Raw genomic sequence first — 25,121 nt, forward strand, 5'->3', positions numbered from 1 at the left:
TTCCCTGCCCCGGCTCACGAGCGCTCCGCGAGGCGACGTTCGAACTCGGCGTACGCGCGGCGCATGTCGGCCTCCCGGTCGAGGGTGACGAACGGGAGCTCGTAGGTGTACGCGATACCGCTGCCGGGATGGACGGCGGTGCGCTCGGCGGTCGCTAGAGAGTTGCCTGTCTTTCGCCACATCCTCATCACGGGAGCCGGCACGAGTCGACCGTGCGCGTCATAGAACCGCTCCATTTCGTCATACTTGCGCAGAATCGGAAACTGCAAACGGTATATGTCGACCAACTCATTGATGGATAGGCCAAGCATGAGTGCAACAAGTGAGTCGATCTCCACCTGAGCGCGTTGCCGATCTGCGGCGATCCGAATCCCATTACCGATAGGTCGATCCAAGAACCGAGTGAGTTCGCCCGCCTTAGCTGCCTCATCCATGAGAGCTGACTCCGCATCCTTGTACGCATCCGTCAGGAACGTCAGCCGCGCGACTCTTTCGACTAGATCCCAAACAAGGGGGTGATTGGCACACGAGAACATGCGCCTCATTGCGGTGGCGCTGATTGTGGACTTTGGGATCAGGCGGATCCAGAAATCTCCGAGTATTGAGTAGACCGAACCGGCAACTGTGAGCAAATCTCGGATGCGGGTCTCAGCAAAGCCGGCTGATTGGATGCCATCGACGTGCGAGACGCCGGGCGGGATGACTGCTGCGATCAACGAGCGCTCTCGGTCGAGTTGCATCATGTATCGCCAGGCTACGCGGTAGTAGTCCCTGGCTGGCAACGGGTAATCCGGAGTGCCCCAGTCAGAGTAGGCGCAGTCAAAAGAGTACGAGTCTGTCGCGCGCTTGAAGGATGTTACCTGGATCTCGCTTGGTGCCAAGGACTCCAGATCGACCTCGGTCCAGTCTTGCTTGTTCTTTAGTGACGGATTCGGGTATTTGTAGAATGCTGTACCGACCCATAGGTTCGGTCCCAAGAGGATGGTGTCATCCAGAGAGCCCGGGCGCCCCCATTCCTCGACTATAAGCCCGCGGCGTTCGCTGTTCGCCTTGTGCCATCCTGCCGAGTAATGCAGTTCAGTCTCGGAGAGTCGGTGTGCGCGCGACAGTTTCTCCGCTGCGGAAGCAAGGCCCGAACTGACCATAAATACCATCGGGGTTTCGGGCGGCGATGCGGTGCCATGCAAATCGGCCCAGGCGCGGAGCATCTCTTCGTTGACCGTGACGATGCGGCTCCTGTGGGGGCGCGTGTCCCACTTTCCCGCGGCGTCTTTCACCCCTGGCGGGTCGCCAGCGCCGTCGTGGCGAAGCGAGTCGCTCACGGTCGACGGTGTGTAGATGTAGGCAGCCATCAAGAAGTCTGCACGGCTTCGACTGGAGCCGTAGACGTGGACGCCAAAGAACGCGTCGCTTGCCAGCGAGGCCGTATCAAATAGGCGTAGCGAATTTTTGAAGTGCCAGAACCTGCGAAGGCGCGGATAGGTGTTCCTGCGCAGCAGGCTCGCGCGGTTATCGGTGAAGTGAGTTTCCGGATGAATGAGGCTCACTGAGCCACGTGGTGTGCCGTTTCGCCATGTGGTCTGCATAAAGCAACGATAGAGATCTGGCTGCAAGCCTTCCGTCAGCGGGTAGTTGGCTCGAGCGGAGCAGTATGCGGTGGTGCCAGAGTTCTCCACAATGCAACGCGAGAAGTAATCCCTTCGCGCATTGTCCCCCTCGGATGCCTGCAGAAGTGCCGTGCTCGGTGAGAACTTGTTCTTCCTTAGCGACCACCGTGGATCGGCTTCTGCGAGCCATGCGACGTAATCCGCCTGGGGTCGTACCCAGGGCGGGTTGCCCACCTGCAGGTCGAACCCGGCACGCAGGAACACCGAGGAGAAGTCGAGCTCCCAGTGGAAGAACCCCTGCTCGGCGGCGACCCGTTCGCACACCTCCATCCACGGGTGGTCCCGGACGACGTCGGCGACGGGCTTCGCGTCGGCGAACATGAGCACCTGCTGCTCGACGTCCTGCAGCTCGTCCCAGGAGGCGGCGTCGGTGAGCGTCTGGTTGCCCGGCAGGGACCGCCGCGTGAGCTCCGGTGCCCGTCCCACCAGGCGCTGGAGTGCGTCGATCCACTCGTCGAGCCGCGGCGGTGTGGCCCGCACACGCGCGCCGGCACGCTCGACCGTCGTGGCCGCCTCGGTCAGTGGCCAGAACCACAGGGCGCACCACGCGTCCATCACGCGACGTAGCCGGCGGTACGCGCCGTCGGCGTCGGCGAGCGATGTCTCGACCTGCTCACGGGTCACCGTGCCCGCCTGCTCGACGTCGGCCCCCCACACCTCGACGCTGCGGCGGATGCCCTGCTCGGCGATCGACATGCGACGGGCCGCGATCTGCCAGAGCACCTCGACGCGGTGCGCGACCTCCGTCAGCGCGTCGATCTGCGACTTCGTCGGCTTGGCCTTCAGGGCGCTGCGCCACGCCTTGAGGGCCTTGGTCGCCTCGGGGGCGAGGGTGGCCGCCTCCTTGGCGTCGGCGGCCGCGCCCCACCCGTCGGCCGGCAGGAGGAAGTGGTGGACGCCGGTGGCGGGGCCGTCGAGGAGCGTGCTCAGGGCGGCGTCCGCGGGCACGGCCGACAGCCACGACTTGTCCGTCACCTGATCGCGCCGGTACAGGGCGCGACGGGCGCCGATGAGCGAGTTGCCACGGCGCAGGTGCAGGCCGAACCACGGGGCGTCGAGGCCGGCGACCATCGTGTCGAGCCACAGCGAGATCTCGGCGAGCTCGACGGCGGTGGCGTTGAGGTCGACGCCGTACACGTTGTGGAGCGCGATGTACGCCTTGGTCCGCTGCAACTCGCGCGGGTACGCGTCGGGGTCGATGCGCTCACCCAGCTCGGCCTGCCGGCGGGTGAGGTACTGCTCCGCGAGCTGACGGACCGCCTCCAGGGCGAACGCACCCGATCCGAGGGCCGGCTCGCAGACCGTCATGCGCAGCACGTCCGCGGCGGGCGTCGTCGTGCCGTCCTGGTCGAGCAGCTCCTCGAGGGCCTGGCCCACCGTGAAGCGCGTGAGCACCTCGGGCGTGTAGAACGACGCCGACTGCTGCCGCTCGCGCCCCGCGAGCCGGAACACGAACGTGCCCCGGCGGTGCAGCACCGGCTGCTGCTCGCTCGTCACGGGGTCCGGGGCCCGCACGAAGTCCTTCGTGGCGATGCCCTCGATGCGGTCCGCCGGCACCACCCAGGAGCCCTTGGACGCGTCGCCGTCCTTTGCGACCTCGAACAGGTCCTCCTGCGCGAAGAACCCGGTGTACGACATGAGCCCCTCGTACACCGCACCGAGCTGGTTGATGCCCAGCTCGGCATAGGAGATGTAGCCGCGGTCCGCGCCGCGCTTCTCCTTGCTGAGCAGCAGGTGGCCGAGCACGCGCTGCAGCGCGCCGTTGCCCAGGCCCACCTCGTCGATGTGCGCCGTTGCCGCTGCGGAGAACAGGTCGGCGCGCAGCGCGTGGAAGGTCAGGCCCTCGCCGCGCAGACCGTCCTCACGCGGCGCCGCGGGCTCATGCCCCGTGTCGACCAGCCGGAACAGCACCGCCAGCGACTCGTACAGGTGCGTGCCGTGCAGCGCGCGATCGGACGTCAGCGGCACCTGCACCGTCTCGCGGAGGCGGTCGAGGCTGTACCCCGCGTCGTACTCCGGGGCGCCGGTCGGCAGCACCCCCAGCTCGGGGGACGCCTCGGCGTACAGCAGGAACAGGATCCGGTAGAGGAAGCGCAGGGACTGCTTGGCCAGCACCTGGGCCTCGGCCTGCGGCAGCGGCTCCAGGCCGGCGCGGGCGCGACGGGCCACGACGTCGTTCGCGATGATCTCGATCGACAGTCGCACACCGTCGCGCAGGTCCTGCGAGACGCCGACGGTGTGCTTGACCGACGCCTCGAGCACTCCGTCCCACCACAGGCGCCCCTCGGCGTCGGGCGCCACCGAGGCTGCTTCCAGGCACGTGAGTGCCGTGTCGACCTCGCCGCCGCGGCGGGCGTCGTTGCGCTCCGCGACGAGCTGCAGGTCCACCGCCAGGTACCGGCCCTCCGCCCAGCGCGCCCGCTCGGCGAGCAGCACCCACCGGCCCGCGAGGACCAGCGCGTACGCCGGGCCGTCCTCCTGCACGAAGAGCTGCGACAGCAGCCGGGCTGCCGACCGGGTCGGGTCGGAGTCCTCGTCGACCGCGACTGGCACGGCCAAGGTCAGGCCGTCCTTGGCGAGCAGGTCCTCCACGGCCGTCACCGGCAGCGCCTTGACGAGGGTGAGCGGCGCCCCACCCGTGAGCCCCGCCGCGCGTACGCGCCGCAGCGGCCCGTCGCCCTCCAGTCGCAGCCCGTGCTGGTCGAGCTCCAGGACGGACACCATCCGGTCCGCCACCGTGTCGGCGAGGTCGGCCAGGGCCATGGTGTCCAGCGCTGCGTCCTCGTCGCGCGCCTGCTCCCGCAGCGTCTCGACCCGCTGCGACAGGTCCGCCAGAGCCGTCTGCAGCTCACCGCGCGCGGCGCTGAACCGGCTGCGCGGCGTCTCACCGGACTGTCCGTCCCACTCCTTGCGGCGCGCGAGGACCAGCGTGCGGAACGACTGCGACGTCGCATCGGACGTGAAGAAGTGCTCCGAGATCCAGTTCTCACCGACGACGAAGGCGTCCGACGCGCTCACCGTGCCTCCCCTCCGTGCTCCGGGACCACCACGAGCAGCGGCCGCAGCAGGCCACGGTCGGGCAGCATCGACTCCACCAGGTCCCGCTCCTCCTGCACCGGCAGGCGGCGCTCCTTGAGCAGCTTGGTCTGCACGTACCCGCGCGCGTCGGCATCCCACTCGTCCAGGCGCGTCGCCCACTGCTCGACCCGCAGCCGGACGTCCTCGGCCGCGACCTCGAAGTGCTGGTCCAGCTGCGGCGTCGCACGGTCGATGGCGACGCGCACGAACGGCCGCAGACCCGCCGCGTCCGGGACCGGCCCGGGGTTCGCGCGGCGCCCGTCGACCCCCAGCGCTGCGAGTGCCTCCGCCGCCGCGTCGTGCGCGGTCACCAGGGCGAGCCCGTCGGCGTTCGCGGTCGGGAACTCGACCGTGAGCCACGATGCCGCCACCACCTGCCCACGGCGGTTGGTCAAGGTGCCCTGCAGCAGCACGGTCGGCCCGTCCACCGGCCCGCGCACCGCGAACACCTCGTTGCGTCCCAGCCGGGCCAGGGCACGGTCCGCGGCCCACTCCAGCACGGGGTGCAGCGGGGAGAGGAAGTGCGCGTCCGGCCAGGACGACCCGCCGGCGTCCGTCAGGGCATCGCTCAGCCGCTCCTTGCCGCGAGCCGCAGTGGTCGCCAGCACCAGGGACTCGGTGACGCGGCGGTCGGTGAGGTACGACTGGGGGAGCACCTCGAGCCGCTGCCGCAGGTCCGCCGGCGGGGTCAGGCGCGCGGTGCCGAAGCCGGCGTCACGTGACCACGCCACGCCGCCCTTGGCCGGGGGCGACGCCGGGTCGGCCTCCTCGAACGCGGCGTGCAGCGCCTCCTCGAGGAACTCGACCTCGGTGGTGAACAGGCCGGTGTCCGCGGCCGGCGCCGTCGCGGGTGCGGACGGTGCGGCCGGGGCGGGGGCGGACGGCATGCCGCCCGTGAGCTGCGCAAACAGGGCGGCGAGGTCGTCGCCCGCCGCGACCTGCTGCGGGGTGCGGACCACCTCGTCGAGGTCCTTCTGGCCCGCGAGCACGCGCGTGAGGATCTCCTCCTCGCCCTTCACGTCGTACGTGCCCATGAGGCTCGCGACGTCCCCGAGGGCCCGGTGGGCCTCGTGCTCCTTGTCCACGAGACGCGCGAGCACGCGGACGTCACCGGAGAACCGCTCGTCCGACGGGGTGAGCAGCAGTGTCGTGATCCGCGGCGGGTGCTTCTGGCCGTACCGGTCGATGCGCCCGTTGCGCTGCTCGATGCGGATGAGGCTCCAGGGGATGTCGTAGTGCACCAGCTCGTGGCACTGCGCGTGCAGGTTCACGCCCTCGGACGCGACGTCGCCCGTGACCAGAACACGCACGGGTGTCGACGCCTGCTTGAAGCGGTCGACGACCGCCTGCTGCTCCTCGTCGGTCAGGCCGCCGTGCATGATCTCGACCGCGTCGGCAGGCAGGCCGAGGTCCGTCGGAAGCTGTGCCCGCAGGTGCGTCAGTGTGGCGACCCGCTCCGCGAACACGACAGCGCGTGTCGCTGAGCCCTTGCCCACGCCGATGCTCCGCAGGTGCGCGAGCAGCGCGTCGTACTTCGCCGACCGGGCCACCGCCGCGTTGAGGTCGGCCAGGCGGCGCAACGCCGCACGCTCGGTCTCTGCCGCCGGGCCCGTCGCAGCGGCCAACCGGGACAGCCGCTGCCGGATCGACTCCGCCAGCGCGGCAGGGGACGAGAGGTACGCCTTGGCCAGCGTCCACGGGAAGAGGGACTCGTTGCGCCCGGAGTACGGTGACGCCCCACCCGCAGGGTGCAGCCACGTGCGGACCAGCTCGTCGGCGACCGCGTCCTCCGCGGCGCTCGCCACCACCCGCACGTGGTGCGGCTCCTGGCGCTCCGCCCAGTCCGCACCCACGACGCCTGCCACCTCCGGACTGTGCCGGTGCCGGCGGACGACGAGACGCGCGACCTCGTCGGGGCGGATGTCGCCGTCCGGGGCGGCAGCCGTCGGCTCGAGCAGGCGCACCAGCTCCGCGAACGACTCGGTCCTGCCGTTGTGCGGTGTGGCCGACGCCAGGATCAGCGCCTCCGTGGTCCGCGCGAGCGTCCGCGCCAGCTTGTTGTTCTGCGTCGAGGGGTTCGTCAGGTTGTGGGACTCGTCGATGACCACGGCGTCCCAGCGCTGCTTGCGCAGGTTGTGCACGTACCGGTCGGACTTCAGCGTGTCGATCGAGATGATGACGCGGCGGTAGTGCGAGAACGGGTTACGGGTCGCCGGGAGCTTCTGCCGCACGCGCTGGATGCCCGCGGAGTCCAGCCGGACGAACGGCAGCGCGAACCGGTTCCACAGCTCCTGCTGCATCTGCTCGAGCACGTGCCGTGGCGTCACCACGAGGATTCGCTCACCCCGGCCACGGCGCACCAGCTCGGACAGGATCATGCCGATCTCGAGCGTCTTGCCCAGACCCACGGCGTCCGCCAGCAGGATGCGGGGGCGCAGGTTGGCCGGGTCGAGGGCCGTGCGAACCGCCGTCTGCTGGTACGGCAGCGGATCGGCCAGAGCCTGCGTCGACACGGTGAGTCGAGCGTCCGTCAGCGGCACGGGCGTCTTGCGGATCGTCGACTCCAGCCACAGCCGCGCAGAGCGATACCGCGGGCTGGCGTCCGCGACCACCGTGGCGTCGCGAGGGTCCTTGGGGACGATCGTGTCGAGTGCCGTGTAGAAGACGGCGGGCAGATCCCGGACCAGCTCGCTCACACCCTGCACCCGGATCAGGGTGCCGTCAGCGGTGTCCTCGGTGGAGTGGACCAGCCACTCCTCGTCACGCACGACCACGACGGACCCGGGCGCGACGACGAGGTCAGTGTCCGGACCCACGCCCAACCCCCTTGGTGCTCGAGCGCGGAACCCCGCGCCTGGCCAGGATCGTAGCCAGGCGGCAAGACGTCACCGGCATGACTTGCGTCTGGACTCCGCGTTCCTTGGCTGTCGGTGCGGAACTTCACCCGACCTTCGCGGGTGACTTGCACGATGGCGTAAGGAATCGAGGGCGGCTACGAAGCCGAGCGACGAGGATGCGTGCCGTGGCCATCAACTTCGCTCTCACAAGGGCAACCTCGGAAGACCCTCGGGTCGATCCCATGGCTCGCTCATGGTACGGATGGGATCCGACGCGGACGGACGCCGAGCTCTGGGCGGCCAACCGCGGGGTGTGGCGGCTGGATGAGAAGAGTGTCGCGGCCGAGCGATACGCGACACTCTCCTTCGACGGCGTGGTCCAGGTCGTGACACGCATCGAGGGTCTCGAGCCGTATGTCGACGGTGTCGTGGCCAAGAAGGCACTCACCGGTGAAGTCCTGCCGCGCCATCACCCGGTTGCGAGGGCGCTCCTCGGATGGCCCGTGCCGGCCCAGCGGAATCCTGTTGCCTATCTTGAGACCGGGGACGTCGAAGCGGCAGCTGAGACGAGCAGCGCCGTCCGGCCGTCCAGCGCGGCGAGTACGTCGGGTTTCCTGTTGACGTACAACCCCGCAGTCTGGGTCTGGCCTCCCGACGACCTGACCGCGGCGATCGATGTCACGCGGAGCGGTGGTCTCTACCGCGACTCGTGGGCAACCGGCGGCCGGACGTCGGGTGTGGCGCCTGGCGACCGGGCGTTCCTCCTCAAGCAGGGGGCGGGCCAACGGGGCGTCGTCGCCGCAGGCCGGTTCGCGTCCGGCGTGTTCCAGGCACCGGACTTCCGGGAGGGGAGCGAGGGACCCGTGAACTACGCGCAGGTCGAGTGGGACACGGTTCTGGATCCTGACGACGTCCTGCCGCTCGACATCCTCCAGGCTCGTATCCCCGACGCGGGCGGATGGACTCCTCGCAGCAGTGGCACGCGCATAGCCGACGGTCCGTTGGCTGCTCTCGAGAAACTATGGGCGGAGCACCTTGACGCCATGGGGTCCGGGACACCGACAGTCCGCAGGGCGCAGGGATGGGAGGCGAATCCCGTTCTCCGCCGGGAGGTGGAGGATGCCGCACAGGCTCGCCTGATGGAGCACTTCCGGGACCGTGGCTGGTCGGTGCGCGACACCCACACGACCGAGCCGTACGACGCTGTCGCCACGCGGGGAGACGAGACGCGATACCTGGAGGCGAAGGGCACCCGGACGGCGGGCGACAGCGTCCTGGTGACGCGCGGTGAGGTTCTGCACGCCCGCGCCCACCCGGGGGAGTGCGTTCTCGGCATCCTGTCCGACGTGTCGCTCGGTCTCGAGGGACACGTCGACCCTTGCAGCGGCCGCCTCCGTGTCCTGCCGTGGGACGTCGAAGCCGGTCAGCTTGAGCCGACGGCCTACGCGTACACGCCGCCGGCGGGGTAGCCGTCGAGGAGCCTGGCGAAGGCCGGGTGCCTGCTCCGACGAGATGGCGAGACGCAGGCCGGCGGGGAGGTCTGGCTGCTGGTGCAGGACGAGTTCGGGCCGAGCATCCTCCAACCCACCTTCGAGGAGCCTCTCGGGGCGTTCGCGGACGACGGCCACGACGACTGGAGAACCCGGGCGCATCCCGTTGGCCACCGCCCCTGTCGGCCGGCACAGGTTCGCGCCAGGGCGTCCTCGGCGCCGCACCTGCGCGAGCGGGCGGCGCTGCCGCGGACAGCGACGGTCATCGACGTGCAGTCCGCGGGTGGCACCGGGACCACGTCTACCGGCCAACCGACATGACGGCGCCCGCGCGGAGGTGAGTGCCGTCCGGGCCCACTCTCACCTGCTTGCCCCGCCGCTCCCTTCTCCGACATCACTAGCCTGAGGCGATGCGCGGCGACGAGGCACGGGTGATCGAGGCGTTCACGGCTTGGCTCACGAGTGACGGCTGGAGCGTGGAGCGAGACGTCGGTTTCTGTGACGTCGTCGCCCACCGCGGCACGACGACTCTCTATGCCGAGGCCAAGGGCCGGACGGCGGCCGTCGGCCTCGACGTCGACACGCTGTACGGTCAGCTGCTGCGGCGTGCCGACGTGAGCGCGGAAGGCGTCGTCTTCGGCGTTGTCGTTCCAGTCGAGGCGCGTGCTGCGGCGCTGCGGGTGCCGGAAGCGACGCGGCGGGCACTGCGTGTGACTGTGTACGTCGTGGACGCCCTCGGCCAGGTCGAGGTGGTCGAGCCGAGCCAACTCGCGTGAGGGCCCGTGGCTCGACTTCCGTGCACGCCGTCAGCCCGAGTGTGCGCACCGGGGCTGGAGCGCGCCATGCATGCGCGGCCGGCGATGCGGCAAGGGGCGCGGTCTGAGGGCCATCTACTCGACCGGGTGCTCCGGGCTGGGACCGATGAGCCCTCGGGTGCCGCGTCGGCCGGGGCTGAACGCTGGGAAGCCGTAAGCTTGCACCCAAGCGCGTGGGGTCGCGCCTAGGAGGAGGGCCATGAGCCAGGTCGGGAGCGGCCAGGGGTTCACCTTCGTGGACCTCTTCGCAGGGATCGGCGGGTTCCACGCAGGCCTCCACGGACTCGGCGGCCGATGCGTGTACGCGGCCGAGCTCGACGACGCCGCGCGGGCGATCTACACGAAGGCATGGATCGACCCCTTGCCGGAAGCTCAGCGTTTCCCCTTCGCCAAGGACGTGAACGTGGCGGCGCCGTTGCTGCCTGAAGGCGTGACAGACGACCACGCTGGTGACGACGTCGACGTGCCCGACCATGACGTGCTCGCCGCAGGGTTTCCGTGCCAGGCGTTCAGCAAGTCGGGGCGCCAGCGCGGCGTGCTCGACGAGGTGCGCGGGACGCTCTTCTACAACGTGCTGCGGATCATCAGGGCGAAGCAGCCGAAGGTCGTGTTCCTCGAGAACGTGCGTAACCTCGTCGGTCCCCGTCATCGCGAGACCACGTTCGCGACGATCGTGCGGTCGCTCGGCGAGTTTGGCTACACGGTCTCGCAGGACCCGACGATCATCTCGCCGCACCGCATCCACCCCGACCACGGCGGGACCCCCCAGGTCCGCGACCGGGTCTACATCTTGGCGATCCGGTCAGACCTCCTCGACTCGGTCGAGACGACCGAGTTCCCAGGCTTCGACTACGGCACGTGGGACCCGTCCGGTTGGCAGATCGACCAGACCCCGCTCGCGTTGTACGGCGGGCGGCCCGCTGTCGAGCGGAACGCCAAGGTCCCGCCGCGGTTCCGTATTGGCGCGGACAGCCCGGAGAGAGCCTTGCTCGACACGTTCCAGCGGTTCCTCGTCGAGCACATGAAGACGAGCGGGATGCGGCCAGGGGACGGCGTACGACGACTTCCCGGCTTTCCCTTGTGGTTCAGGCACCAGGGCATGCCCGATGACGAGTTCGACGTCGAGGTGGCTGCCGCGAGGTCCGCCGGCTACGAGTGGAAGGTCGAGTTCCTCGAGAAGAATCGCGACTTCTTCTTGAAGAACCACGAGACCGTCGTGCCTCTTCTCGACGCGATCAAGGAGTTCCCCGAGAGCCGCAAGAAGCTGGAGTGGCAGGCCAAGGACGCAGCCTCGCTATGGGACTGCCTTATCCAGCTGCGCCCGTCCGGCATTCGCGTGAAGCCGCTGACCTACGCACCAGCGTTGGTCGCTATCAACCAGGCGCCCGTCTACGGGCCGGGAAAGCGACGGATCACGCCGGGCGAAGCGGCCCGGCTCCAGGGGTTCCCAGACGCGGTGATCGATCTTCTCGAGCAGCAGGACGACAAGCACTCGTACAAGCAGCTGGGCAACGCCGTCCACGTAGGTGCTGTGCGGCTCGCGCTCGCGCAGTTTCTCGCCCACCACGAGCCGGCACTGACCGAGGCAGCGGCTCGCGACGCCGCCGTCCGGGCGCTCGTCGACGGGACGAGGAGCGCGCGGGGAGCTCTGCACGGCGTGGCGAACCCTGGTCCCGAGCAGCTGGCCCTGGCGATCGATGAGCCAGCGCGGGTCGCGGTCGCCTGAGACGGCCGGCGCCGGTCCCGTCCCGGTGTCCGTGCCTGCTCACCCCGGCTCGAGCTCGGTTGCGGTCTCGAGGCGCATGAGCGACGCGCGCCGACGTGACACGGCCCCAGAGATCGCTCTGCGCTCCGTCCTCCACCACGCCGGGCTCCGGTACCGGGTCGCCTGGCCGGTTCCTGGCCAGCGTCGACGCACCATCGACATCGCCTTCACCCGCGCGAGGCTGGCCGTGTTCGTCGACGGCTGCTTCTGGCACGGTTGTCCTGACCACGGCGTCCGACCGAGAGCGAACTCCGACTGGTGGCGTGAGAAGCTCGCCGCGAACGCCGCGCGGGACCGAGACACAGACAGGGTGCTCACCAAGATGGGCTGGCGCGTCCTGCGGGTCTGGGAGCACGAGACCCCGGACGACGCGCTCGTTCGTGTCCGGGCGGCGCTGGCAGCGTCGACGACGTCGGGCGTCGTTGCTCGAGTCGACGCCGATCGCGACCGATAGATCGTTGACGGCCGCCCATGCGCGGTGACAGGGGGAGACACGTGAACGACGTCCAGAGCGTGACCGTCCGACCGGGCGTCGGCATGCTCGCGCTCTTCCCGTCGATGAACTACAAGCAGTGGTACGCGATCGGCGAGTTTATCGACAACGCCATTCAGTCGTGGCGTGCCCATGAGACAGACCTCGCTCGGGCGGGTGGCGGCGTTGCGAGGCTGCGGATCGAGGTCGAGATCGACAGGGCCGCAGGTCGCATCACGGTCACGGACAACGCCGCGGGCATCTTCGCGGAGGACATCGGGCGAGCCTTCACGCCTGCGGCTCCGCCCGCCGACGCCACAGGCCTGTCGCAGTTCGGTATCGGCATGAAGAGTGCCGCGTCCTGGTACGCACGCCACTTCGTCGTGACGACCACCGCGCTCGGCGAGGGCGTCAGGCGTCAGGTCGTCTTCGACATCCCCCGTATCGTCGAGTCCGGTGCCGAGACGATCCCGCTGACGACGGTGCCAGAGAGACCTGAGGCGCACGGGACGAGGCTGGTGCTGACTGATCTCAACCACCCGGCGCCCACCGGCCGGACCTTGGGCAAGATCCGCGACTACCTCAGCTCGATCTACAGGGTGTTCCTTGCTGACGACCGGATCGAGATGGTCGTCGGCGGTGTGCGCCTCCGCTATGGGGCACCCGAACTCTTGAAGGCGCCGCGATGGAGCGACCTCGACGGCGAGGTGGTCGAGTGGCGCAAGGACGTTGCTGTCGACCTGCCTTCAGGGCGCCGGGTGACCGGCTGGGCCGGACTCTTCGCCAAAGGTGACACCACCGGAGCAGGGTTCGCGCTGTTGTACCGGGGCAAGGTCGTCCAGGGCGCGGGCGGCATGGCCAGGGACTCAGCGGACAGCTACAAGCCGCACCAGATCTTCGGTTCTGGTAACTCGTTCCAGTCCCAGCGCCTCGTCGGCGAGCTCGACGTGTCCCAGATCGATGTCACGCACACCAAGGACTCGCTCGTCTGGGACGACGAGGACGAGGCCGCATTCCTCGACCGGCTCGAGGGCGCTCTCGACGAGGAACCGCTCCCGCTCCTGAAGATGGCCCGCAACTACCGCACGACCGAACGTGGTCGCATGGTCCAGACGACCGTCCGCGGCATCGTCGACTCGGTCGCCCGCGCGACCGAGATGAGTGCCAAGAGCGGTCACGACGTCGAGACGGCCGGTCGGGAAGCGGTGGACGGCAGCGCTGGGCCGACTGCGACCGAGGCTGTCCTTGACGGCGAGACCGTCTCCTCGCCACCCTCGCCACCAGTCGAGCAGGTCGTCCCGCTCGGTGACACCGAGTGGAGCCTGCTCGGGGAGTCTCTGCGGATCAGTGTGATCGACGACCCCGCGGACCTCCGGCATTGGCTGCGGGTCGTGCAGGACGACGGTGACTGGGTGGTCACGATGAACCGGGCGCACCGGTTCACGCAGTCGTTCGCCGATCTGCCGGGCATGGACCTCGAACCCGTCTTCCGGCTGGCGGTCGCGATCTCGCTCTCCCAGATCAAGGCTGAACGCAGTGGTTCGCGTGAGCCCCGGTTCTTCATCGCGGAGCTGAACAAGATCCTCGGCGGTCCGCTGGCCGAGAGGAACGAGTCGTGACCGCGGGTCCTGCGCCGTCGCAGGAGTGGACACCCACGTCAGGCCCGGCTCTGGAGGGGATGTTGCGGCGGTCGGGGCTGGGTGACGGCGCCGTCGCCGTCACCCGCTCTGAGACCCTCCGCGTGCTCGGGCGGTGCGGCCGACCCGAGTGGGACGCTCGGCGTGCCGAGGCTGAGCTGGTCGTCGGCGCTGTCCAGAGCGGCAAGACGATGTCGTTCACCGCGCTCATCGCAGCCGCGAGAGACAATGGGTTCCCGCTGGTGGTCGTGCTCGCGGGGACCAAGAAGAACCTGCGCGACCAGACGTACGAGCGGTTGCTGCGCGACCTCGGCATGCAGGGAGACGGTGGCCTGCCGGCGTGGTCACCGATCAACGGCCCCGACCTGCCGGACGCCGACGAGGTGGCGCGCCGCCTCGACCGCTGGGCGCGAAGACCTCGCCCGGCGCACGTCGTCACCACCGTCGCCGTGGTGCTCAAGAACCACGCGAGTCTCCGACGAGCCCGGGCCTTCCTCGCAGCGATCGCTGCCAAGTCCGGTGGGGTGCCGACGCTCTTCGTCGACGACGAGGCCGACCAGGCGGGCCTCAACCTGGCTGCGCGGCGCGGGGACGAGAGCTCGACGTACCGGGCGATCCGGCTCGTACGAGAGGCGGCACCGAACCACACGTACGTCCTGTACACCGCGACACCGCAGGCACCCCTGCTGATCTCGCTCACGGACGCACTCTCGCCACGCAGCGTGACCGTCCTGCGTCCCGGCGTCGACTACGTCGGGGGAGAGCACCTGTTCGTGGATCGGCGCCGCGAGTTCGTCAGGCTCATCGACGACGACGGAGCACTGGATGCCCAAGGCATCCGGCCTCCAGAGTCCCTCGAGCGCGCGCTCGCGACGTTCCTCCTCGCGATGCTCGTCGCCCAGCGCCGCGGGGCGCCGCGACCGTTGTCCATGCTGATCCACCCTTCGTCGGGGAAGGACCTCCACGCCTCCTACGCCGACTGGACCAGGGCGCTGCTCTCACGGGTGGACACCGCGTTGCTCGATGGCGACCCCGTCCTGCGGCACCAGCTGCGGACCGAGATGTTCGTCGGACCATACGCCGACCTCGGCTCGACCGGAGGAAACGTCGTCGACGGCACCGTCGTCGAGCTGGACGACCTTCTCACCGACCTCGAGGCGTACCTGCCGGAGATCGCGGTCAGGGTCGTGAACAGCGAGGACGGGCACGAAATCAAGCCCGGCGAGTGGGGGCGACACCCGGGTTGGGTGGTGATCGGCGGCAACAAGCTGGACCGTGGCTTCACCGTGGAGAACCTCGCGATCACCTACATGCCTCGGGGGCCCGGCATGCGGAACGCCGACACCGTGCAGCAACGAGGTCGCTTCTTCGGCTACAAGGCTCGTTACCTGGATCTTCTCCGGGCGTGGCTCAATCCCGAGACGCTAGCCGTCTACACCTCATACGTTGACCACGAGATCGCGATGCGCCGTGACCTGGGCGACCTCGACGTCTCGGGGACGCCGCTGCGAGAGTGGCGTCGCTCGATCCTCCTGGACCCGGCGCTCAACCCCACACGGCGCCAGGTCATCACTCTCGAGAACGGGAGCCACGCTCTTCGTCCGGGATGGGTTCTCGCGCAGACGCACGTGTACGGTGACGCGGTCGGGCCGACCCCAGACGCTGAGATCGCGCTGCAAGACCTCCTGGACGAGACAGAGTTGGATGAGCGTGACAAGCGGTCCGACTTCTCTATCCGCAACAGGACCGTGCACCTCACCTGGGATCGGCTCGTCCCGGTCCTCGCCGACTGGCGCGGTGCGGCGTCCGAGCAGGACCGCATCTACGCACTACTCCTCGCCCTCCGGGAGCACGACCCGACGACGATCCAGTGTGACCTGGTGCAGATGAACGGTGGACGCCCTCGAACGCGTGGGCTCCATCCGCAGTCGGAGGCCGCGCTCGCCGCGGTGGGCTACCAGCTCGACATGGTCGATGACCCGGAGGCGCTGGAGGTCGCAAACCTCATGCAGGGGCCGGACCCCGACGACGGGTCGGTGTACCCCGGAGACAGAGGATTCCGCTCCTCCGACGCGATCACGGTCCAGGTGCACCGGGTGGTTACGGCCGTCGGCCCTTCTCGGAGAGAGGTGACGGCGCTCGCCGTCCACCTGCCGGCCGACGTCCGCCACCGCGTCATCCTGCAGACCTGACCGTCGGCGACGAGACGCGCCGCACCGGATGTCTGGTGCGCGGGGATGTCAGTCGCCGGCGGCATGATGTCGTTCACGACGGGTTGCTGAAGGAGGGTCGATGGTGACCGCCGGGGACTGGAGCGAGTACGACCGGTGGAACGATGCCATCGCCGAGGTGCTCTTCCCTGAACTGGTCACGCCCGTGCCTGTCTATCTCGATCTCGAGGACGAGGCTCTGGGGAAGATCGGGTCTCGACTCGGTCTCCAGAAGAGCGACGTCGTGGCCCGACTGAGCGAGGTGGTCGCACGGACGTCGATCCTCGGCTCCAACCACGCGTTCAAGGCCCACCACGTTCGCTTCGTCAGGTGGCTCGACGGTGGGCGCGCGAGCCTCCCGCCGATCTTCCCCGTCCTCAGCGTCTTCAGCCTGGCGGCCGAGCGGATGGCCGCCGGGTCGGGGATGAGCGCCGCGAACTACTACGGGCGTCTCGCGGAGATCCTCGACGCGAAGAGCGAGCACATGGGTTTCAGCTATCGCGCGGTCGCAGAGCCGCTGTGGGGAGCCCTGAACTCGTGGCTGTCCGGCCTGCGTGGCGCGCGAGGACTCCCCACCGCATTCTCCGTCGGCCAGCGGTACGTCGGGATCTCTGTCTCGCAGGCACTCGTGCGAGAGGCCGACCGGCGTCGCCTCGAGCGGTTCTACGTGGACTTCGAGTTCGCTCCTCGCTCGGCCGTTCCCCCGGTCGAGCTCGAGCCTCTGCTCGATGCGTGGTTCAGCCAGGACCCGAGCCCAGCCACGCACCACTTGATGACCTTGTGGAGCAAGCCGCAACTGAGGGCCCACATCGCCGAGGTGGCTGCCACAGAGCTGGCCGAGTGGGACGGCGCGGACGAGGCGTCGACAGACGGGCACAGCTCCCGTTCCCGTGTCGTGCTCTCGATGGAGCTGACGTCATTCCCTTCCCGTCGCCTCCGGCTCAGTCCCTTCTTCTTCGCGGCGCAGGCAGGGGTTGCCCGTACCGCGGACCTCGCCACACCAGACGGCCCCGTTCCGGCCGAGCTCGAACCCGGGATGAACGGGGCGCTCGCTCTCGTCGATCGTGGGCTAGTCGACACGAGCGACCTTCTCGAGGGGACGCTCCGAGTGGTCGACCCGCTGGCGGGAGAGATGGTGCGCCAGCCGAGACGTCTTGTCGTGTTCAGGAAGGACGAGCTGTCTGGGCGGTGGCTCGAGGCGCGTCAGGTGCTCATGGGGGATGACGTGACGGTCCTCGTGTCAGGGCCCGTCCTCGCGCAGGCACGCAGCATCTTGACCGAGGTCGCGAGGCCGGGCTGGACGGTCGTCGATTCGATGGCCGGGCTCCCGGAGGGATGGACCCTCGTGCGGGGGGTCGAGATCTTCGCTCGCCCGCTGCAGGCCGTGCCCACGCTCAGCGAGCTCAGTGCGCTCGTCCCCTTGACCACGAGTCAGCTGAAGCTGGGCGCTGGACTCTCGCTCCCGAGCGCGGCACGGAACCTGTGGCACGTCCGGCGTCCGCCTGAGGTCAGAGCCATCGACGACTCAGGCGAGCCGATCGAGGTCCGCCTGTTCGATCTGGGCGCGCCGGGGAGTGGCACGAACGAGCAACTTCTGGTCGACACCTGGTCCGACGGGGGGACGGGTTCAGTCGTCGTCGACCTCGGAGAGGCTCAGCTCGCGGAGGGCGACTACGCAGTCGAGCTGGTCGTCGGCGACGGGAATGTCCCCCGCGCGCGGAAGGAGCTGCTGCTCAGGTCGTCGGACAGCCCCGACATGCGGCAGTGGGAGTCAGTCGCTCCCATCATCCACGACGTCGGTCACCCGCTTGCCGTCCTCGGCGCGGACCCGGGAGCAGAAGGGCACTCCGTCGGGCCCGGAGTCCACGGCGTCGTTCTCGAGGACGTGCCGTCCATCGGGCCTGTCGCTCTAGTCAAGTCGGTGCCGTGGTGGAAGCAGGGCGCAGACGAAGCGCGGTCCGGCGCTGTACGACTCAGCCGTCCGGAGCCCGGTTCCTGCTTCTATACGGGCGCCCACCACGAGGTGCTCGATGCCGCAATCTCGGACAGTCGCGGGCGGCCGCTCACCAAGTACACGACAGGGACGTGCAAGTTCTGCGGGCTGCAGCGCCGATACTCCTCCAGCTACTGGACGAACAGGCGTAAGCACGAGCGAGCGCAAATGGCCGCGAGCCAGCCGCGAGCTGTCGTTTCGTCACGGGTTCCGGCCGTACGCACGGAGGACGGGGGCGTGGACTGGGACCTCGCGCTCGACGCGATCCGATGCCTCGGAGGCGGTCCGATCAGCCTGCTCGAGCGCGTCGCGCGGCAGCTGGACCCGAGCCGCCTCTTCCTCCACCAGTTCGTGCGGACGCTGGAGTCGCTTGGGCACATCGAGGTGCGGAGGTCTGACGCGACGCTCGAAGTGCTGAGCTGGGAGGTGTGCGACACCAGGGTCATCGACGTCGGCGATCGGCGGGTCTGGGCCGGGTTCTGGACGCCGGACATGGTGTCGGCGGCGGAACGGCACTTCGATCGACTCGGTCGTCTGACGGGGTGGGACGCGCAGGCGAGCGCGCCGTCACGCGTCTGGACGACGGCAGCGCCCGACGAGGTCGGTGCCTGGACGGAGGTCGGCGACATCCCCGTAGCCGAGTCCGCCGCACGCGATCTCGTGTCGGTTCTTCCAACTTTGAGCACCTTGCTCGGTGCGCTCCCACGCAAGCCGTCTCCGTCTCTCCTGGGTGCGCAGTGGTTCGACCCTACGTCGGCGGCGTGGCAGGCTGTGGCCGACATGGACTCGCCTGGTGCCTACCGGGTCGGCCGGTACGGGTCGAAGTACTACGTCCGCACAGCGAGCGACCTCGCGACGGGGCAGGTGACGGTCGCCGACGCAGCGGTCGCGAAGCACGCGGCTTCTGCGCTCCTGACCGCGCGGGCCCTGGTGGCCTACGACGAGCGCGCCGGCGATCTGGTCGTGCCGCTTGGAGCGAACCTTCCTGGCATGTACGAGCGCGCCGCCGTCCTCGAGTCGGGGACCGCCCCGCTCAAGCGCCGCGGACGCACGGTCTACCGCGACGTGTCGCCCTACGTCGCGGGGCGACTCGCCTACCTTCTCGAGAACTGAGGCCGTCTGGTGACCAATCCGACTCCGATCTCTGTGGGATCCGGCATCCAGGACACGGTGCTGCGATACATCGACACCGCGTTCTACCTGCGCGACGGGGCGCTCCGCGCGGAGCGCCGCCGTCTGCTCACCGACGAGCGTCCACTCGTCCCGCCGCCGCTGCTCGAGCCTGTGCTCCCGTACGACGGGGTCGTCGATGCGGTCGTGGCGTGCCAGGCCGCTGGGCTGACGAGGCCGGAGGCGGAGGCACTCGTCTCCGGAGTCTTCGGAACCAGCGAGGGAGTGCTGCTGCGCGAACACCAGGCTCAGGCGCTCGAGGTCGCGATGAGCGACGGGAGCCGGACGAACCCGATCGTGACGTCGGGCACCGGCTCTGGCAAGACTGAGGCGTTCATGCTCCCGGTTCTCGCGCGCCTGCTCGTAGAGGCGCGCTCATGGCCGAGCTCGGGCGACCGCACGCACCCCTGGTGGGACTCGGCGCCGCCCCGCTGGTCGCCGGTCCGACGGACAGGGCGGGCAGCGGCTGTGCGGGCGCTCGTGCTGTACCCCACGAATGCGCTGGTGGAAGACCAGGTCGCGCGCTTGCGCCGGACCGTACGGCGCCTCGTGTCCGCCGGCGGACCACAGTTGTGGTTCGGTCGGTACACGTCAGGGGCTCCCGGTGGGACGCGCATGCCGACCCCGAGGGGCGCCCACCAGCGCTTGGGCGAGGCTTCTCGCGACCTCCGAGCAATGGTCCAGGAGTACGACTCCGTCGCGCGGGCGAACCCTGAGGTCGCCGACTATCTGTGCGACCCGCGCAGCGCGGAGCTCCTCACCCGCTGGGACATGATCGCGACGCCGCCCGACGTGCTGGTGACCAACTACTCGATGCTCAACATCATGCTCATGCGCGAGCTCGAGCAACCGATCTTCGAGTCGACGAGACAGTGGTTGGCCGAGGACCGGGCGCACGTGTTCACCCTCGTCGTGGACGAGCTGCACCTGTACAGAGGCACGCAGGGTGCGGAGGTGGCCTTGATCATCCGCAACCTGCTGCTGCGGCTCGGCCTCGAACCGACGTCGCGGCAGATCAGGGTCATCGGCACCAGCGCGTCGCTGGACAGCGACTCGCGTGCCTACCTCGAGCGGTTCTTCGGGGTGCCGGCGAGCTCATTCGTCCAGATCAGCGGGCGTCCGCGCGACGTGGGCACCGAGTTGCCAGTCGACGCGGAGGCGGCGCTGTCGGGTGCCGGTCCCGCATCGCTCGACGTCGTGCTCACCGAAGCATGTCGCGCCGAAGACGGTGCGATCCGTGCGACGTCGCTCACCGAGGTGGCGCGTCGCGCTCTTGGATCTGACGCGCTGGAGCCGCTGGAACAGGCGCTGGACGTGCTGGCTGGTGGGGGCGGGGTGGACCAGATCCCCTTCCGTGCGCACTACTTCGTGCGGACGATGCGGGGGATGTGGGCGTGCAGCAACCCCGACTGCACGGAGATCGCTGACCGGGGCGAGGAACGGCCTCACGGGATCGGGCGTCTGTTCGCCGTGCCCGCCCGCGTCTGCGCGTGCGGCGGCCGGGTCCTCGAGCTGCTCTACTGCAACAGCTGCGGTGACGCCAGCCTTGGCGGCCACGTCCTTGGTTCGCCAGACGGGGAGGGGGTGTTCCTCGGCGTCGATGCGGCGGAGTCGGAGTCGGACCGGCACCGGCTCGTCTTCGAGCGCCACGCCGGTGAGTACAGGTGGTTCCTGCCTCGACGCGAGGCTGTGGGGCAGAAGTGGACCCACTCGGGTCCGCTCGGCAAGCAATGGACGCTGGCATTCGCGACTGCGAGCTATGACTCGCAGACGGGCTACCTGCGAGTCGGCTCTGATGACTCGCAGGTCACCGTGATGACCTGGAGCGGCCCGGACAAGGAGTGGACTCCGCCCGCGCTGCCGACACGGTGCCCCAGGTGCGGGCACTCCAACCGGCAGACGGAGTTCAGCAAGGGGCGTGTGCGTTCGCCTATCCGCGCGCACACCCAGGGCGCGAGCGTCGGTGCTCAGCTGCTGGTCTCGGAGATGTTCCGCGCGCTGGGCGAAGACCCCGACGCGAGCCGCACCATCGTGTTCAGCGACTCGCGCGACGACGCCGCGCGGATGGCCGTCGGGCTCTCGCTCAACCACTACTCCGACCTCGCCCGGCAGCTCGTCCTGAACGAGCTGGCGGCGCCCGGCGAGGACGTCGGTGAGATCATCCGCGCGGGCCTCGCGGGCGCGCTCTCGGGGGCGTCCCTGGGCAGGTACGCTGAGCTCGCCGCGAAGTACCCGACCGAGCACAAGGCGTACATGAAGGGGCATCTCGGCTTCGGCGACGACGCCGACAGGCGGCTCATCGCGTCGTTCGAAGCGATGCAGTCGGGGACCCAGGCGAAGTCGTGGGTCGGGCTCGTGGACAGCGTCCTGGAGCGCCTAGTCGAGCTCGGCGTGCCACCGGGCGGGCCCAGGGCTTCGCTGCTCAAGCTCGAGGACGGGACACCCTGGAACAGGGCGTTCGAACCGCCGACACCGGGCGAGTGGAAGCCCATCGCGGACTTGGATGTCCGAGAGCAGCGCAGGAAGACGTACCGCCTGCGCCTGGTCGAGTCGCTCGGTGCGTCGCTGACCGGCCGCGAAGGACGCGACATCGAGTCGACGCTGGTGGCGGTGCTCGTCCCACGGCTGTGCGACCAGAGCCTCTCTGATGAGCTGGACCAGGCCGCGACATCGTTCGTCCGGATTCTGCTGTCCTCCGAGAGATGGACGCCGCAGGGTCTCGACGAGCCGAGCCAGGCGACACCGAAGGCGACCGTCGACTACGTGGCCCGGGTGGCGCAGCAGCTCGGCCGCGACGCCGAGCTGGTGATGAAGGAGATCTCGGAGCGGCTCGACGGGCTGCTCGTCAGTGGCCTCATCCGTCTCGAGATGCTGGACGTCGCGCTCGACGTCGTCCCCGCGAGCGGCCGAGTGCACGTGTGCCAACTGTGCGGCCAGCGCCACCTCCACGCGTCGGCAGGGGTGTGCGTCCGCCCTGAGTGCACCGGCGCCCTCCAGGAGATGTCGACCACCGCGCTCGTCGGCGACGACTACTACGCGTGGCTCGCCGCGCAACCGCCACAGCGCCTCGCGGTCGCCGAGCTCACCGGTCAGACGAGCCCCCCCGAGGAGCAACGACGGCGGCAGCGACTCTTCCGGGGTGCCTTGCTCCCGCAGCCGCAAGAGAACGCACGCACCAGCCCGCTGGACGTGCTCTCCGTCACGACGACGATGGAAGTCGGCGTCGACATCGGCTCGTTGCGCTCGACCGTCATGGGCAATATGCCCCCGCAGCGGTTCAACTATCAGCAACGCGTCGGTCGGGCCGGGCGTAAGGGGCAGGCGTTCTCGTTCGCTGCCACGATGTGCCGCGACCGCTCGCATGACGACTACTACTTCGCCAACCCGAGCCGGATCACCGGTGACCCGCCGCCGCAGCCCTTCCTCGACACATCACGTACCACGATCCTCAAGCGGGTCGTCGCCGCGGAGCTGCTGAGGCGAGCGCTGCTGTCGCTTCCTGACCCGCCCCCGCAGCGCGGTGACCACGTCCATGGTTCCTTCGGTGAGGCGGCAGACTGGCCCCAGCTTCGTGCAGGGGTCGAGGCGTGGTTGATGACGTCGCCGGATGTCCCTCTTGTCGTCCACCGGCTGGCCGAGCTCACGGGTGTTGCCGATGTCCGTGAGGTCGTGCAGTGGGCCCGAGACTCCCTCGTCCTCGAGGTCGATGACGTCGCTTCCTCTGACGTCCACACGCAGCGAGCACTGAGCGAGCGGCTGGCGAACGCCGGAGTGCTACCGATGTTCGGCTTCCCGACTCGGGTCCGTGAGCTGTTCAGGGTGGGGCCCGACGGGCGCCTCACTGCCGAGGCGGTGTCCGACCGTCCACTCGGCCAGGCCGTGTCGCTCTTCGCGCCCGGCGCACAGGTCGTCAAGGACGGCTGGGTCTACACGGCGAACGGGTTCGCATCCGTGCGAAGGACGGGCGGCGGGAAGCACCAGTCAGTGAACCCGCTGAAGTCCTCGGTCCGTCTCGCTCGATGCCGCGACTGCGGCGCGTCGACGATCAACGAGGACGACGAGGCCAGCTGGGGGTCCTGCCCGGTGTGCGCTGGCGACGTCAGGCACATGACCGTGTTCCAGCCAGAGGGATTCCGTACCCATCGTGACCGGACTGACAAGGGCATCGATGACAGGGGTGGAGCTAGTGCCTCCCGGCCCGTCTTGGGTTGGTTGAATCCCGGAGAGGCCCAGCAGCGCGTCGGCGCACTCGACGTGTGGGAGCTGGAGCAGGCGCGCCTGCTCACTATCAACGACAACAACGGCGCGCTGTTCGCCATGTACCAGCACGCGGACCACTCCGTGATCGTTCCCACGGTGGAGACCGACGCGAACACGATGCCGAGGCTGCCGGACGCGGCGATCGGTGAGATCCGGGTCACCGACGCCGTGCTCCTGCTCGGACGCGGTGTCGCGCTCCATGGGGGCGTCGTGGCGACAGGTCGGGAGAGTTGTCCGTCCGGCCACGCCGCTCTGACGTCGTTTGCGGAAGCGCTCCGTCGCGGGTGCCAAGCCGAGCTCGACATCGACCCGAGCGAACTCGTCGTGGGACTCCAGCCGCGTTCGGTCGACGGCCACCGGACGGCCGCGCTCTACGCGGCCGACACGCTCGAGAACGGTGCTGGGTACGCCCTGGAGCTGGCGAACGGCCGACTTGACGCCGTGCTCCGCCGGATCACGGACGAGGTGGGCGAACGTTGGGCACGTGCGCCGCACGACGTCTGCGACACCTCCTGTCCCGACTGCCTGCGGTCCTGGGACAATCGGCACCTGCACGCTGCTCTTGATTGGCGGCTCGCGCTCGACGTGGCCGAGCTCGCACTTGGCCGGGAGCTCAGGCTGGACCGCTGGCTCTCGCTCGGCCAGGACGCGGTGAGGCAGTTCGTCATCGGCTTCGAGGGCGCGATCGAGGGCCTTGCTGCGTCGGAGGTCGACGATGTCCATGTCCTGACCTCTGGATCGACGTCGGTGGCGATCGGCCATCCCTTGTGGTCACGGGAGGCCGGTTCGTTCGCCGTTCGGCAGGCCGACGTGGACCGCCAGCTGAGCGCCGGCGGTCGGTCCGTGCGCTGGTCGGATGTCCGCACTCTCCGGAACCGGCCCGACCAGGTTTTCTCTCTGCTCACATGAATCGGAGGAAGTGATGGCGTTCATCACGAGGATGTTTGAGCTCGAGCCATCCGAGAAGCGCCGCCCGCACTCGGAGTCGGAGTGCAGCTGGCGTGTCGCCTACCGCAACGGCGAGCTCGTCATGCAGCTGGACACCTACGGCTCACCGACGCGCCAGGATGTCGGCACCATCAGCCAGTCCCTCCAGTTGAGCGAGGACGTGGCTGTGGATCTGGTGCACGCCATGGCGCGGACCTTCCCGGCAGTCGCGGATCTTCTGGTAGACGCGCGCTGAGTTCTCGGACCGCTGTGCGGAGGGAGGTCCGGTCATCCGTCACGCCGAATGGCAACCGCGCTGCGCGCTAGGTGTTCTGGGTCATGACGTTGGTGACGCCTGCGCGGAGGCGTGAGGCCGGGGGTCGGTCGCCGGCGGCGGTATGAGCGCGATGGTAGTTGTAGTGCACGTTCCAGATCTTGATCGCCGCGGCGGGGAGTGTCGCCGCTGACGCTTCTTGACGATCGCGGCTCGAACGTGCCCTCGCGGTCACGCGGGACGTCGATCTGCACCGGGCCGATCTCGGTGATCACCGTCTTGGACCGGGACCCGTTGCGCTCGTTCGAGCCTGTCTTTGCCTCGCGCTCGCCGGGCGGGTAGCCGAGGTGGTCGGTCAGCTCCTCCTCCAGCGCGAGCTCGAGGACCTGCTTGGTCAACCCCGCGAGCAACCCATCCGGACCGACCAGGTCCACCCCGCACGCCCGCGCCTGAGCGACCATCGACCTGGCGATCTGCTTGCTCTCATCGTCGTCGAGCTTCACGGGCTCGATCGTGTCGGTCATAC

General features: G+C 69.1%; 11 protein-coding genes and 2 pseudogenes. 9 read left to right on the top strand and 4 right to left on the bottom strand.

The annotated features are described in order from the left end of the window. Window positions 1-14 precede the first annotated feature (14 nt). Window positions 15-4,685 (bottom strand): class I SAM-dependent DNA methyltransferase, encoded by a 4,671-nt coding sequence (locus ACT17Q_RS01615; RefSeq protein ID WP_444664293.1) that lies wholly within the window; start codon window positions 4,683-4,685, stop codon window positions 15-17. Further along, the gene (locus ACT17Q_RS01620; protein ID WP_444664295.1) at window positions 4,682-7,561 is read right to left on the bottom strand and encodes an SNF2-related protein; all 2,880 of its coding nucleotides are present in this window, start codon (window positions 7,559-7,561) and stop codon (window positions 4,682-4,684) included. Before ACT17Q_RS01620 ends, ACT17Q_RS01615 begins: the two co-directional genes overlap by 4 nt. Before the next feature lie 206 nt (window positions 7,562-7,767). Here ACT17Q_RS01620 and ACT17Q_RS01625 point away from each other — a divergent pair, with 206 nt between their 5' ends. The 9 genes from ACT17Q_RS01625 to ACT17Q_RS01665 all read left to right on the top strand — a co-directional run bounded on the left by ACT17Q_RS01625 (window position 7,768) and on the right by ACT17Q_RS01665 (window position 24,577). Beyond that, window positions 7,768-9,051, top strand: coding sequence for a protein NO VEIN domain-containing protein (locus ACT17Q_RS01625; RefSeq protein ID WP_444664297.1), 1,284 nt, complete (start codon window positions 7,768-7,770; stop codon window positions 9,049-9,051). Between the two features lie 431 nt (window positions 9,052-9,482). After that, window positions 9,483-9,848 (top strand): hypothetical protein, encoded by a 366-nt coding sequence (locus ACT17Q_RS01630; protein ID WP_444664299.1) that lies wholly within the window; start codon window positions 9,483-9,485, stop codon window positions 9,846-9,848. A 238-nt stretch (window positions 9,849-10,086) separates the two neighbouring features. After that, window positions 10,087-11,613: a DNA (cytosine-5-)-methyltransferase gene (gene dcm, locus ACT17Q_RS01635; protein ID WP_444664301.1), complete on the top strand. Its 1,527-nt coding sequence runs from the start codon at window positions 10,087-10,089 to the stop codon at window positions 11,611-11,613. A gap of 76 nt (window positions 11,614-11,689) precedes the next feature. Next, window positions 11,690-12,106 (top strand): very short patch repair endonuclease, encoded by a 417-nt coding sequence (locus tag ACT17Q_RS01640; RefSeq protein WP_444664303.1) that lies wholly within the window; start codon window positions 11,690-11,692, stop codon window positions 12,104-12,106. Between the two features lie 41 nt (window positions 12,107-12,147). Continuing rightward, window positions 12,148-13,743, top strand: coding sequence for an ATP-binding protein (locus ACT17Q_RS01645; protein ID WP_444664305.1), 1,596 nt, complete (start codon window positions 12,148-12,150; stop codon window positions 13,741-13,743). Further along, entirely contained in the window at window positions 13,740-15,953 is a 2,214-nt protein-coding gene (locus ACT17Q_RS01650) for a Z1 domain-containing protein (RefSeq protein WP_444664307.1), read from the top strand. The genes ACT17Q_RS01645 and ACT17Q_RS01650 overlap by 4 nt, the downstream gene beginning before the upstream one ends. A gap of 100 nt (window positions 15,954-16,053) precedes the next feature. Continuing rightward, entirely contained in the window at window positions 16,054-19,077 is a 3,024-nt protein-coding gene (locus ACT17Q_RS01655) for a hypothetical protein (protein WP_444664309.1), read from the top strand. A gap of 9 nt (window positions 19,078-19,086) precedes the next feature. Then, window positions 19,087-24,303 carry a DEAD/DEAH box helicase gene (locus ACT17Q_RS01660; RefSeq protein ID WP_444664311.1) on the top strand — a complete coding sequence of 1,739 codons (5,217 nt, stop codon included), beginning with the start codon at window positions 19,087-19,089 and terminating at the stop codon, window positions 24,301-24,303. A 13-nt stretch (window positions 24,304-24,316) separates the two neighbouring features. Further along, complete coding sequence (locus ACT17Q_RS01665; RefSeq protein WP_444664313.1) at window positions 24,317-24,577, top strand: hypothetical protein; 261 nt, start codon at window positions 24,317-24,319, stop codon at window positions 24,575-24,577. Window positions 24,578-24,644: 67 nt separating this feature from the next. On the opposite strand, the pseudogene ACT17Q_RS01670 reads toward ACT17Q_RS01665, so the two are convergent. Together ACT17Q_RS01670 and ACT17Q_RS01675 are read right to left on the bottom strand one after the other, a co-directional pair. Continuing rightward, window positions 24,645-24,764, bottom strand: a pseudogene (locus tag ACT17Q_RS01670) (IS481 family transposase); the annotation flags it as partial. Between the two features lie 14 nt (window positions 24,765-24,778). Beyond that, window positions 24,779-25,119 (bottom strand): annotated as a pseudogene (locus tag ACT17Q_RS01675) (transposase); the annotation flags it as partial. Window positions 25,120-25,121 lie beyond the last annotated feature (2 nt).

It is taken from the genome of Cellulomonas sp. CW35, assembly GCF_052378485.1.
GTDB classification, from domain to species: Bacteria; Actinomycetota; Actinomycetes; order Actinomycetales; family Cellulomonadaceae; genus Cellulomonas; species Cellulomonas uda.

Bases quoted from the DNA above. Each gene is read 5' to 3' on its own strand.
- dcm (WP_444664301.1), top strand. From the start codon at position 10,087: ATGAGCCAGGTCGGGAGCGGCCAGGGGTTCACCTTCGTGGACCTCTTC.
- ACT17Q_RS01655 (WP_444664309.1), top strand. From the start codon at position 16,054: ATGGTGACCGCCGGGGACTGGAGCGAGTACGACCGGTGGAACGATGCC.
- ACT17Q_RS01665 (WP_444664313.1), top strand. From the start codon at position 24,317: ATGGCGTTCATCACGAGGATGTTTGAGCTCGAGCCATCCGAGAAGCGC.
- ACT17Q_RS01630 (WP_444664299.1), top strand. From the start codon at position 9,483: ATGCGCGGCGACGAGGCACGGGTGATCGAGGCGTTCACGGCTTGGCTC.
- ACT17Q_RS01640 (WP_444664303.1), top strand. From the start codon at position 11,690: ATGAGCGACGCGCGCCGACGTGACACGGCCCCAGAGATCGCTCTGCGC.